We start from the raw sequence: 12,146 nt of genomic DNA on the forward strand, positions 1-12,146 counted from the left end.
AAATCGACCAGGTCGCCACCGCGTCCAACGAGATGAGCGCCACCGCCCACGACGTCGCCAACAGCGCGTCGAACGCGGCCAATGCGGCCAAAGGCGCCGACCAGTCGGCGCGTGATGGCATGTCGATCATCGAACGCAGCACCCGCGACATCAATCAACTGGCCGACGAAGTCAGCAAAGCCGTGACCGAAGTCGAAGCGCTGGCCGTTAACAGCGAGCAGATCGGTTCGGTACTGGAAGTGATCCGCAGCATCGCCGAACAAACCAACCTGCTAGCCCTCAATGCTGCCATCGAAGCAGCTCGTGCCGGCGAAAGCGGTCGCGGGTTTGCGGTGGTGGCCGATGAAGTGCGCAACCTGGCCAAACGCACACAGGATTCGGTGGAAGAAATCCGCATCGTGATCGAGCGCATCCAGACCGGCACGCGCGGTGTGGTGGCCACCATGCATTCGAGCCAGACCCAGGCCCACAGCAACGCCGGGCAGATCCAGCAAGCGGTCCAGGCCTTGAGCAAAATCAGCGACGCGGTCACCGTGATCAGCGACATGAACCTGCAAATCGCCAGCGCCGCCGAACAGCAAAGCGCGGTGGCCGAAGAGGTCAACCGCAACGTCTCGGCGATCCGCACCGTCACCGAAACCCTGACCGGCCAGGCCACCGAATCAGCGCAGATCAGCAGCCAACTCAACTCGCTGACCACCCACCAGATGAAATTGATGGATCAGTTCCGCGTTTAAGGTTGAAACACCGCCCCCTGTGGCGAGGGGGCTTGTCGGAACGCCCGCACCGCCCCGTTCGGCTGCGCAGCAGTCGTAATCCATCACATGCGGTGTACCAGACACACCGGGATTGTAGGTTTTGGGGCCGCTTCGCGACCCAACGGGGGCAAGCCCCCTCACCACAAAAGCCCGCTCCCACAAGGGGATTTAATCCGGGCGGGCAGTTTTTTGATCTATGCTCGAGCTCTCGTTCCGGAGGGCCTTCGATGACTGGTTTACTCACGTCCATTCAAGCCGCACTCGGCTTGCCTCACACGCCGATTCCCTTCACGTCCAGCGGCGCCCTGCCCTCGGCGTTTGCCGTGACTGACCTGGCCTGCGCCAGCATCGCTGCCGCCGGCCAAGCAGTCAGCGAATTTCTGCAGCAACACACCGGTCGCTTGCCCAGCCTTGAAGTCGACCGCCGCCTGGCCTCTTTCTGGTTCGCCACCTCGATCCGCCCCGTGGGCTGGAGCGTTCCACCGCTGTGGGACCCGGTGGCCGGCGACTACGCGACCCAGGACGGCTGGATCCGCTTGCACACCAACGCACCGCATCACCGCGCCGCCGCCGAAAGCGTGCTCGGCAGCTGTGCCGACCGTGCCGCGATGGCGAGCAAGGTTGCGCAATGGGCGAAAACCGATCTGGAACAGGCCGTGGTCGATGCCGGTGGTTGCGCCGCCGAGATGCGCAGCTGGGCGCAATGGCAAGCGCATTCCCAGGGCCTGGCGGTGAACGCCGAGCCGTTGATTCAGTTCAGCGCCAGCGGCGGTCAACACGCGAAACCCTGGAAAGGTTCTGTGGCGCAACCGTTGGCCGGCATCAAGGTGCTGGACTTGACCCGCGTGTTGGCCGGTCCCGTCGCCAGTCGTGTTCTCGCCGGCCTCGGCGCCGATGTGTTGCGCATCGATCCACCAACCTGGAACGAACCCGGCGTGGTGCCCGAAGTCACGCTGGGCAAACGCTGTGCACGGCTGGACCTGCACAGCAAGGACGATCGAGCCGTGTTCGAAGGCCTGCTCAAGGACGCCGATATCGTGCTCCACGGCTACCGCGCCGATGCACTGGAAAAGTTGGGCTACGGTGTCGCCGAGCGGGAAAAACTGGCGCCGGGCCTGATTGATGTGTGCCTCAACGCCTACGGTTGGAGCGGCCCGTGGCAAAACCGCCGCGGCTTCGACAGCCTGGTGCAGATGAGCAGCGGGATTGCCGACGCGGGCAGGCAGTGGAAGAAAGCGGACAAACCGATGCCGCTGCCGGTTCAGGCGCTGGATCATGCAACCGGGTATTTAATGGCGGCTGCGGCGATCACGTTATTGGGACGGGGTGGGTCGGCCAGGTTGTCGTTGGCGCGCACGGCGAAGTTGTTGATTGAGAACGGTGCCGGGACGGGTGAGGCGCTGCGAGCTGAAGATGAAAACGATCAGGGGATGCTGGTAGAGCAAACCCCTTGGGGGCCCGCACATCGGCTTCATGTGCCGCTGAAAATAACCGGTACTCCATTGCAATGGGCACTTCCAGCTTCGGAATTGGGTGCCCATCGCGCGCAGTGGTGGTGACCGTCAGATCGCTATCGCGAGCAGGCTCGCTCCCACATTGGATCTGCGTCGAGCACAAACCTGTGGGAGCGAGCTTGCTCGCGATGGGGCCAGAACACTCAACACAAAACCGGTGCCCGCAGCCACCTCACAACGACAGCAACCCGCTGTACAACCCATACGCCGCCAGCCCCGCCCCGCTGATGACGCAGGTAAAAATGCCTTTCTCGATATGAGTGAACAACGGCTCGCCCTGCTCATGCTTGGCCTTGGCAAACAAGATCACCCCTGGCGCATACAACAACGCCGACAGCAGCAGGTATTTCACCCCGCCCGCGTACAACAACCACACCGCGTAACCCAGGGCGATGCCGCCGATCATCAGGTCCTTGGTCCGCTCGGCCGACGCGTGTTCATAGGTTTCGCCGCGTCCGCTCAACAGCACCGCATACGCCGCCGACCACAGGTACGGCACCAGGATCATCGACGATGCGAGGTAGATCAGGCTGGTGTAAGTGCCTGCCGAAAACAGCGTGATCAGCAGGAAAATCTGGATCATCACGTTGGTCAGCCACAGCGCATTGACCGGCACATGGTTGGCGTTTTCCTTGGTCAGGAAGGCCGGCATGGTCTTGTCCTTGGCCGTAGCGAAGAGGATTTCGGCGCAAAGCAGCGCCCAGGACAACAACGCCCCCAACAGCGAAATCGCCAGGCCGATGCTGATCAGCAGCGCCCCCCAAGGGCCGACAATGTGCTCAAGCACCGCTGCCAGTGACGGGTTTTGCAGGGTCGCCAATTCCGGCTGGCTCATGATCCCCAGGGACAACACGTTCACCAGCACCAGCAACGCCAACACGCCGAGAAAACCGATCACCGTGGCCCGGCCGACATCCGAGCGCATCTCCGCCCTGGCCGAGTACACACTGGCGCCTTCAATGCCGATGAACACAAACACGGTGACCAGCATCATGTTGCGCACCTGCTCCATCACGCCGCCGAAATTCGGGTTGCTGCTGCCCCAGATATCGCGGGTGAAGACGTCCGCCTTGAAAGCGACGGCGGCGATGACGATAAACATGATCAGCGGCACGATCTTGGCCACGGTGGTCAGTTGGTTGATGAACGTCGCCTCCTTGATCCCGCGCATCACCAGAAAATGCACGGCCCACAGCAGCACCGAGGCGCAGCCGATGGCGATCGGCGTGTTGCCCTGGCCGAACACCGGGAAGAAATAACCGAGGGTGCTGAACAGCAACACGAAGTACCCGACGTTGCCCAGCCAGGCGCTGATCCAGTAACCCCACGCGGATGAAAAACCCATGTAATCGCCGAACCCGGCCTTGGCGTAGGCGTACACCCCGGAGTCCAGTTCGGGTTTGCGATTGGCCAGGGTCTGGAACACGAAGGCCAGGGTCAGCATGCCGACGGCGGTGATGGCCCAACCAATCAATATCGCCCCGGCATCGGCACGCGCGGCCATGTTTTGCGGCAAGGAAAAAATCCCGCCGCCAATCATCGATCCCACCACCAGGGCGATCAGCGCACTCAGGCGAAGCTTTTGCGTCGGTTGCGACATGCGACATCCCCTTTTCACAGCACTGAACTTGTGGCGAGGGAGCTTGCTCCCGCTGACTGCGCAGCAGTCCCTCTTCGGGGCCGCTTCGCGATCCGGCGGGAGCAAGCTCCCTAGCCTCAAATGGATAAACTTTAACTAAATGGATAACGGATTTAACCGTTTATTAGTTAACGGAAAATAACGTCTTTTATTTATAACCGATCAATCTATGGCTCATCGGTGCTTAACAGTTTTGTGTGTCAATCCTGATAAATCAATTCTGTACTGAAAACAGACGTCAAAAATTTGCGTAAACCCGAAAACAGACTAGCTTCAAAACTCCAAGTAATTCCGGGTTGCGGCCATTAAATCTAGCCAAGGCCTCTGGAAAGGGCATTTGCGGTTATACAGTTATGACCGCGAAAAGTTCATAAGTCTTTCATTAACAATGGAATGTGCCCATGCACTGATCCATGTCAGCTAATTGAACAGTTAATAGATTTAGTCTGTTGTCTCTCTTCTCCTGCATTGGAGTCATGCAATGTCTGATACCCCCGGAAAACTGAAACTCGGCGCACTGGTTGCACTGGTTGTCGGCTCTATGATTGGTGGCGGGATTTTCTCTTTGCCCCAGAACATGGCCGCCAGTGCCGACGTCGGCGCCGTGCTGATCGGTTGGGCCATCACCGCGGTCGGCATGCTGACCCTCGCGTTCGTCTTCCAGACCCTCGCCAACCGAAAACCTGACCTGGATGGCGGTGTCTACGCCTACGCCAAGGCCGGGTTCGGCGACTACATGGGTTTCTCGTCCGCCTGGGGTTACTGGATCAGTGCGTGGCTGGGCAACGTCGGGTATTTCGTGTTGCTGTTCAGCACCCTCGGCTACTTCTTTCCGATCTTCGGCGAAGGCAACACCGTCGCGGCCGTGATCGGCGCGTCGGTGCTGCTCTGGGCAGTGCATTTCCTCGTGCTGCGGGGGATCAAGGAAGCGGCGTTCATCAACCTGGTGACCACTGTCGCCAAGATCGTGCCGCTGGTGCTGTTTGTCCTGATCGCGATTTTCGCGTTCAAACTGGACATCTTCACCGCCGACATCTGGGGTCTGAAAAACCCGGACCTGGGCAGCGTGATGAACCAGGTGCGCAACATGATGCTGGTTACCGTGTGGGTGTTCATCGGCATCGAAGGCGCGAGCATCTTCTCGGCCCGCGCGGAAAAACGCAGCGACGTCGGTAAGGCCACCGTGATCGGTTTCATCACCGTGTTGCTGTTTCTGGTGCTGGTGAACGTGCTGTCGCTGGGCATCATGACCCAACCGGAATTGGCCAAACTGCAGAACCCCTCGATGGCGGCGGTACTGGAACACGTCGTTGGTCCGTGGGGCGCAGCGTTGATCAGTGTTGGCCTGATCATTTCCCTGCTCGGTGCGTTGCTGTCGTGGGTGCTGCTGTGTGCGGAGATCATGTTCGCCGCCGCCAAGGACCACACCATGCCGGCGTTCCTGCGCAAGGAAAACGCCAACCATGTGCCGGTCAATGCCTTGTGGCTGACCAACGCAATGGTGCAGCTGTTCCTGGTTATCACCCTGTTTTCGGCCAGCACTTACCTGTCGCTGATCTACCTCGCCACTTCGATGATTCTGGTGCCTTACCTGTGGTCAGCAGCTTACGCCCTGCTTTTGGCGGTGCGTGGCGAGAGCTATGAAAACGCAGCGGCCGAACGCAGCAAAGACCTGTTTATCGGCGCCGTCGCGTTGATCTACGCGATCTGGCTGATCTATGCCGGCGGCGTCAAATACCTGCTGCTCTCCGCCCTGCTCTATGCCCCCGGCGCGATCCTGTTCGCCAAGGCCAAGCTGGAAGTCAACAAACCGGTTTTCACCAACGTCGAGAAGCTGATTTTTGCCGCTGTTGTCGTCGGCGCCCTGGTGGCGGCCTACGGCCTGTATGACGGCTTCCTGACCCTGTAACACACGACTCATTTGTCATCTGGAGGATCACTGTAATGACCACGGAAAAAGTTAAGTACGGCGTACATTCCGAAGCCGGCAAACTGCGCAAAGTCATGGTTTGCTCCCCAGGCCTGGCCCATCAGAGGCTGACCCCGAACAACTGCGACGAGCTGCTTTTCGACGATGTGCTGTGGGTGGCCCAGGCCAAGCGCGACCATTTCGACTTTGTCACCAAGATGCGTGAACGCAACATCGATGTGCTGGAAATGCACAACCTGCTGACCGACATCGTCGCCATCCCCGAAGCCCTGGACTGGATTCTGGAACGCAAGGTCACCGCCAACTCGGTCGGCCTCGGTCTAATCAACGAAGTGGGTTCGTGGTTGCGCAGCCTGGAGCCGCGCCATATCGCCGAGTTCCTGATCGGCGGCGTCTCTGCCGATGACCTGCCGGACAGCTTCGGTGGCAAGACCATCCAGATGTTCCGCGATTTCCTCGGCCACTCCAGCTTCATTCTGCCGCCGCTGCCCAACACCCAATTCACCCGCGACACCACCTGCTGGATCTATGGCGGCGTGACGCTGAACCCTATGTACTGGCCGGCGCGTCGTCAGGAAACCCTGCTGGCCACCGCCATTTACAAATTCCACCCACAGTTCACCAACGCCGACTTCGAGATCTGGTACGGCGACCCGGACAAGGAACACGGCAGCTCCACGCTTGAAGGCGGCGACGTGATGCCGATCGGCAACGGTGTGGTGTTGATCGGCATGGGCGAGCGTTCGTCCCGCCAGGCCATCGGCCAACTGGCGGTGAACCTGTTCAAGAACAAAGCCGTGGAGAAAGTCATCGTCGCCGGTCTGCCGAAATCCCGCGCAGCAATGCACCTGGACACCGTGTTCAGCTTCTGCGACCGCGACCTGGTGACGATTTTCCCGGAGGTGGTGAACCAGATCGTCGCCTTCACCCTGCGCCCTGACGAAAGCAAACCGGGCGGCATCGATATTCGCCGAGAAGAAACCAGCTTCCTCGACACCGTCGCCAAGGCCCTCAACCTCAAAACGCTGCGCGTGGTGGAAACCGGCGGCAACAGCTTCGCCGCCGAACGCGAGCAATGGGACGACGGCAACAACGTGGTGGCCCTGGAGCCCGGCGTGGTGATCGGTTATGACCGCAACACTTACACCAACACCCTGCTGCGCAAGGCCGGCGTGGAAGTCATCACCATCAGCGCCGGCGAACTGGGACGCGGCCGTGGCGGCGGCCACTGCATGACCTGCCCGATCATTCGCGACCCTATCGACTATTAATTTTTATGCCCTGCTTCGCGCTTATAAAGCGTGAAGCAGGCGGATAACCGAAACCCAAGGAGATCCAAAATGGCTTTCAATATGCGCAACCGCAGCCTGCTCTCGCTGATGCACCACACGACTCGCGAGCTCAATTACCTGCTGGACCTGTCCCGCGACCTCAAGCGTGCCAAGTACACCGGCACCGAGCGTCCGCACCTGCAAGGCAAAAACATCGCGCTGATCTTCGAAAAAACCTCGACCCGCACCCGTTGCGCCTTCGAAGTCGCGGCCCATGACCAGGGTGCCCACGTCACCTACATCGACCCGGTGTCGTCGCAGATCGGCCACAAGGAAAGCATGAAAGACACCGCCCGCGTGCTGGGGCGGATGTTCGACGCCATCGAGTACCGGGGCTTCGAACAGGAAATCGTCGAAGAGCTGGCCAAGTTCGCCGGTGTGCCGGTGTTCAATGGCCTGACCGCCGAATTCCACCCGACGCAAATGATCGCCGACACCCTGACCATGCGTGAGCACAGCGACAAGCCGCTGCACGACATCAGCTACGCCTACCTCGGCGATGCCCGTTACAACATGGGCAACTCGTTGCTGATGATCGGCGCCAAACTGGGCATGGATGTGCGCATCGCCGCGCCGAAAGCGTTGTGGCCGCACGCTGATTTCATCGCCCAGTGCAAAGCCTTCGCTGAGGAAAGCGGCGCGCGTATCACCATCACCGAAGACCCGAAAGAGGCGGTCAAGGGCGTGGACTTCATCCACACCGACATCTGGGTGTCGATGGGTGAGCCGGTGGAAGCGTGGGACGAGCGCATCGAGCAACTGCTGCCGTACCAGGTCAACGCGGCGATGATGAAAGCCTCGGGCAACCCGCGCGTGAAATTCATGCACTGCTTGCCGGCGTTCCACAACAGCGAAACCAAGGTCGGCAAAGACATCGCCGCGCGCTACCCGAACCTGGCCAATGGCGTGGAGGTGACTGAAGAAGTCTTCGAATCGCCGGCCAACATCGCCTTCGAGCAAGCGGAAAACCGCATGCACACCATCAAGGCGATCCTGGTGTCAGCGTTGGCGGATATCTAAGCACCGATGCGGTCGGCTCTTTGTGGGAGCGTGGCTTGCCCGCGATAGGATCGCCGCGGTGTACCTGATGCACCGAGGTGTCTGCATCGCGGGCAATCCACGCTCCCACAGGGAACTGTGTCGCCCGTTACTTCTCTGTCTAGAAGGACTGCATTATGCGTATCGTCGTTGCTCTGGGCGGTAACGCCCTGCTCCGCCGGGGTGAACCCATGACCGCGGACAATCAGCGCGCCAACATCCGCGTCGCCACTGAACAGATCGCCAAGATTTATGCCGGCAACGAACTGGTGATCGCTCATGGCAATGGTCCGCAAGTCGGCCTGCTGTCTCTGCAAGCCGCCGCCTACACCTCGGTTTCGCCGTACCCGCTGGACGTGCTCGGTGCCGAAACCGAAGGCATGATCGGCTACATCATCGAACAGGAACTGGGCAACCTGCTGGATTTCGAAGTGCCCTTCGCCACCCTCCTGACCCAGGTCGAAGTCGACGCCAACGACCCGGCGTTCCAGAACCCCACCAAACCCATCGGCCCGGTCTACGCCAAGGCCGAAGCGGAAAAACTCGCCGCCGAGAAAGGCTGGGCGATTGCCCCGGACGGCGACAAATACCGTCGCGTGGTGGCCAGCCCGAGACCCAAACGCATCTTCGAAATCCGCCCGATCAAATGGCTGCTGGAAAAAGGCAGCATCGTGATCTGCGCCGGCGGTGGCGGCATCCCGACGATGTACGGCGCCAGCGGCAAACTGCAAGGCGTGGAAGCGGTCATCGATAAAGACCTGTGCTCGGCGCTGTTGGCCGAACAGCTGGAAAGCGATCTGCTGGTGATCGCCACCGACGTCAACGCCGCGTTCATCGACTTTGGCAAACCGACCCAGAAAGCCATCGCCCAGGCCCACCCCGACGACATGGAAAAACTCGGCTTTGCCGCCGGTTCCATGGGACCGAAGGTGCAGGCCGCCTGCGAGTTTGCCCGCCATACTGGAAAAACTGCAGTGATCGGTTCACTCTCGGACATCGAAGCAATCGTCCAGGGCAAGGCCGGCACGCGCATCAGCACGGCGACACCTGGCATTACTTATCTATAAGGAGAAACGTCAATGGCAACGTTTGAGCCCGGTCACTTGCACATCGAGCGCCACGCGCTGAACTCGGATGATGTCAGCTACAACGTGCACCTCGACTATGAGGTCTCGCAGGATCCTCAGAAAGGCAAAGGAATATTGTTCACCATGCACGGCAGCATGCAGGGAAAGGACATGACGGAGACCTTCTTTCTACCCAAAGTTGAGGCCTACAACTTCGCCAACAACGTGACAACTATTGCCGAGAAGTACGGAATCCCGAAGACACATAGCCAGATCGGCTCGGTTCACAAGCATTACGACTTGATGTTTGAAGACATCCGCAAGCAGTTGGATATGAAATCCGGCGACCCGGTAAACCTCGAGAACTTCGAGTAACCCTATTCCCCTGGATGAACGCTGTACCTGTGGGAGCGGGCTTGCCCGCGATGGCGGTGTAACATTCAACCTCTATGTTGTCTGACACTCCGCTATCGCGGGCAAGCCCGCTCCCACAGGGTTCATGTGTCACCCTGAAGTCCCGCGCAGGATTTCACCATTCGCCCGCCCCAAGGCATACTTGCCACCCTCCGCTCACCAGAACCAATATCGCCCCCATGCGTATCCACGTCAGCTTCATCGACCGCGTCGGCATTACCCAGGAAGTCCTGGCCCTGCTCGGTGGGCGTAATCTCAATCTGGATGCGGTGGAAATGGTCCCGCCCAACGTTTACATCGACGCTCCGACCCTGAGCCCTGAAGTGCTCGAAGAACTGCGCGACGCGTTGCTCAGCGTGCGTGGCGTGCGAGCGATGACGGTGGTCGACATCCTTCCGGGGCAACGGCGGCACTTGCAGCTCGATGCGCTGCTCGCCGCCATGACCGACCCGGTATTGGCCCTGGACAGCGACGGCAAAGTGCTGCTGGCCAACCCGGCGCTGATCGCGTTGTACGGTCGCGAACCGGCCGGTGAAAGCGTCGCCGACCTGTTCGACGACCCGGCGCTGCTCGGCGTATTGCTCGAAAATGGCTTCCGCCTGCCGCTTCGCGAAATCACCGTCAACGGCCAGACGTTGCTACTGGACGCCACCCCGATCACCGACGCCGGCGCCCTGCTGACCCTGTATCAGCCGAATCGCATCGGCGAACGCCTCTCGGCGCTGCACCACGATCACGCCGAAGGTTTCGACGCGTTGCTCGGCGAGTCCCCGGCGATCCGTACCCTCAAGGCCCGCGCCCAGCGCGTGGCGGCACTGGATGCGCCGTTGCTGATCCAGGGCGAAACCGGCACCGGCAAAGAACTGGTGGCGCGGGCCTGCCACGCCATCAGCGCCCGGCACAGTTCGCCGTTCCTGGCGCTGAACTGCGCGGCATTGCCGGAGAACCTCGCCGAAAGCGAACTGTTTGGCTACGCCCCCGGCGCCTTTACCGGTGCGCAACGGGGCGGCAAACCGGGGCTGATGGAGCTGGCGAACCAAGGCACGGTGTTTCTCGATGAAATCGGTGAAATGTCGCCGTACTTGCAGGCAAAGTTACTGAGGTTCCTCAACGACGGCAGCTTCCGGCGAGTTGGGGGTGATCGCGAGGTCAAGGTCAATGTGCGAATCCTCAGCGCGACTCACCGCAACCTGGAAAAAATGGTCAGCGAAGGTTCGTTCCGCGAAGACTTGTTCTATCGCCTTAACGTCCTGAATGTCGAAGTCCCGCCCCTGCGTGAACGCGGTCAGGACATCCTGCTGCTGGCGCGCTATTTCATGCAGCAGGCCTGCGCGCAGATCCAGCGCCCGGTCTGTCGCCTGGCGCCGGGGACTTATCCGGCGCTGCTGGGTAACCGCTGGCCGGGCAACGTGCGGCAATTGCAGAACGTGATCTTCCGTGCAGCGGCGATTTGCGAAAGCAGCCTGGTGGACATCGGCGACCTCGACATCGCCGGCACCTCGGTGGCGCGCCAGAGCGACAGCGACGTTGATAGCCTTGAGCAGGCGATGGAAGAGTTTGAGAAGACGCTGCTGGAAAAACTCTACGTCAGCTATCCATCGACCCGGCAACTGGCCAGCCGCCTGCAAACCTCCCACACGGCGATTGCTCATCGGTTGCGCAAGTACGGGATTCCCAATAAGCCGTGAGGCGCCAAACGCATCAATACACAAATACCTGTGGGAGCGAGCTTGCTTGCTCCCACAGGTATTTGTGTATTGCCTGAAACCTGTTTAAAAACGACCTCTATCTGTACTGAAAGCGCTACAGCGGAACGATATCGCTACACTCTCTCCCGATCACCGCTGTGCAAGGCTTTGATCCTCCTAGGCTTTTTTCTTTGCTTCTGACTGTAGCGATTTCGCTACAGCCGTCAGATTTCTGTGCGCATTAAAAATACTCAAGTCATTGATTTATAAAGACTAAATAACATTGGCCGCGATCTTGCTTAGTAACCACCCATAAAGCAGGGCTTTAGCCCAAGCATTCCATCGCGTCCACCAGACCAGTCTGGCCCCCTTAGGAGTTTCCATGAGCGAGTTGCGTTTTACTGAAGATCACGAATGGCTGCGCACCGAAGCTGACGGCAGCGTCACTGTCGGCATTACCGCCTTCGCACAGAACGCCCTGGGCGACGTGGTTTTCGTACAACTGCCTGAGCTGCAGTCCTACGACAAAGGCGCCGAAGCCGCCACCGTGGAATCGGTAAAAGCCGCCAGCGGCGTGTACATGCCACTGGACGGCGATGTACTGGAAGTGAACCCGGCGCTGGACAGCAGTCCTGAACTGGTCAACGAAGACCCGATGGGCGAAGGCTGGTTCTTCCGCTTTCAGCCAACCGACGCCTCGGCTGTCGCCAAACTGCTGGATCAGGACGCTTACGACCGTCTGATCAAAGCCAACGCCGAAGCCTGAG

General features: G+C 60.0%; 9 protein-coding genes and 1 pseudogene. 9 read left to right on the plus strand and 1 reads right to left on the minus strand.

Going from position 1 to position 12,146, the window contains the following annotated elements; translation table 11 throughout:
• Nucleotides 1-209: 209 nt before the first annotated feature.
• Both K0F88_RS32995 and K0F88_RS14400 read left to right on the plus strand, forming a co-directional pair.
• Nucleotides 210-737: pseudogene (locus tag K0F88_RS32995) on the plus strand (methyl-accepting chemotaxis protein); the annotation flags it as partial.
• A 248-nt stretch (nucleotides 738-985) separates the two neighbouring features.
• Nucleotides 986-2,317 (plus strand): CoA transferase, encoded by a 1,332-nt coding sequence (locus tag K0F88_RS14400; protein WP_219095479.1) that lies wholly within the window; start codon nucleotides 986-988, stop codon nucleotides 2,315-2,317.
• A gap of 127 nt (nucleotides 2,318-2,444) precedes the next feature.
• Here the strand turns inward: K0F88_RS14400 and arcD (K0F88_RS14405) are convergent, their stop codons facing one another.
• Complete coding sequence (arcD, locus tag K0F88_RS14405) at nucleotides 2,445-3,872, minus strand: arginine-ornithine antiporter (RefSeq protein ID WP_219095480.1); 1,428 nt, start codon at nucleotides 3,870-3,872, stop codon at nucleotides 2,445-2,447.
• Between the two features lie 520 nt (nucleotides 3,873-4,392).
• On the opposite strand from arcD (K0F88_RS14405), the gene arcD (K0F88_RS14410) reads away from it, so the two are divergent.
• The 7 genes from arcD (K0F88_RS14410) to gcvH all read left to right on the plus strand — a co-directional run bounded on the left by arcD (K0F88_RS14410) (nucleotide 4,393) and on the right by gcvH (nucleotide 12,145).
• Nucleotides 4,393-5,820 carry an arginine-ornithine antiporter gene (gene arcD / locus K0F88_RS14410; protein ID WP_219095481.1) on the plus strand — a complete coding sequence of 476 codons (1,428 nt, stop codon included), beginning with the start codon at nucleotides 4,393-4,395 and terminating at the stop codon, nucleotides 5,818-5,820.
• A 35-nt stretch (nucleotides 5,821-5,855) separates the two neighbouring features.
• On the plus strand, nucleotides 5,856-7,112 hold the full coding sequence (gene arcA / locus K0F88_RS14415; RefSeq protein ID WP_219095482.1) for an arginine deiminase: 1,257 nt from the start codon (nucleotides 5,856-5,858) through the stop codon (nucleotides 7,110-7,112).
• Between the two features lie 69 nt (nucleotides 7,113-7,181).
• Entirely contained in the window at nucleotides 7,182-8,192 is a 1,011-nt protein-coding gene (locus K0F88_RS14420; protein ID WP_150639427.1) for an ornithine carbamoyltransferase, read from the plus strand.
• Between the two features lie 155 nt (nucleotides 8,193-8,347).
• Entirely contained in the window at nucleotides 8,348-9,277 is a 930-nt protein-coding gene (gene arcC / locus K0F88_RS14425) for a carbamate kinase (protein ID WP_219095483.1), read from the plus strand.
• A gap of 12 nt (nucleotides 9,278-9,289) precedes the next feature.
• The gene (locus K0F88_RS14430) at nucleotides 9,290-9,652 is read left to right on the plus strand and encodes a DUF5064 family protein (protein ID WP_094471015.1); all 363 of its coding nucleotides are present in this window, start codon (nucleotides 9,290-9,292) and stop codon (nucleotides 9,650-9,652) included.
• 218 nt (nucleotides 9,653-9,870) lie between these two features.
• On the plus strand, nucleotides 9,871-11,379 hold the full coding sequence (locus K0F88_RS14435) for a sigma-54-dependent transcriptional regulator (RefSeq protein WP_219095484.1): 1,509 nt from the start codon (nucleotides 9,871-9,873) through the stop codon (nucleotides 11,377-11,379).
• Nucleotides 11,380-11,761: 382 nt separating this feature from the next.
• On the plus strand, nucleotides 11,762-12,145 hold the full coding sequence (gcvH, locus tag K0F88_RS14440; protein ID WP_219095485.1) for a glycine cleavage system protein GcvH: 384 nt from the start codon (nucleotides 11,762-11,764) through the stop codon (nucleotides 12,143-12,145).
• Nucleotide 12,146: the final 1 nt, after the last annotated feature.

The organism is Pseudomonas sp. UMAB-40 (assembly GCF_900095275.1).
Classification (GTDB): domain Bacteria; phylum Pseudomonadota; class Gammaproteobacteria; order Pseudomonadales; family Pseudomonadaceae; genus Aquipseudomonas; species Aquipseudomonas mandelii_B.

Excerpts from the sequence above, each read along its gene's own strand:
- K0F88_RS14435 (WP_219095484.1), top strand. The coding sequence starts at position 9,871 with ATGCGTATCCACGTCAGCTTCATCGACCGCGTCGGCATTACCCAGGAA.
- K0F88_RS14420 (WP_150639427.1), top strand. The coding sequence starts at position 7,182 with ATGGCTTTCAATATGCGCAACCGCAGCCTGCTCTCGCTGATGCACCAC.
- K0F88_RS14400 (WP_219095479.1), top strand. The coding sequence starts at position 986 with ATGACTGGTTTACTCACGTCCATTCAAGCCGCACTCGGCTTGCCTCAC.
- K0F88_RS14430 (WP_094471015.1), top strand. The coding sequence starts at position 9,290 with ATGGCAACGTTTGAGCCCGGTCACTTGCACATCGAGCGCCACGCGCTG.
- arcA (WP_219095482.1), top strand. The coding sequence starts at position 5,856 with ATGACCACGGAAAAAGTTAAGTACGGCGTACATTCCGAAGCCGGCAAA.
- arcD (WP_219095480.1), bottom strand. The coding sequence starts at position 3,872 with ATGTCGCAACCGACGCAAAAGCTTCGCCTGAGTGCGCTGATCGCCCTG.
- arcC (WP_219095483.1), top strand. The coding sequence starts at position 8,348 with ATGCGTATCGTCGTTGCTCTGGGCGGTAACGCCCTGCTCCGCCGGGGT.
- arcD (WP_219095481.1), top strand. The coding sequence starts at position 4,393 with ATGTCTGATACCCCCGGAAAACTGAAACTCGGCGCACTGGTTGCACTG.
- gcvH (WP_219095485.1), top strand. The coding sequence starts at position 11,762 with ATGAGCGAGTTGCGTTTTACTGAAGATCACGAATGGCTGCGCACCGAA.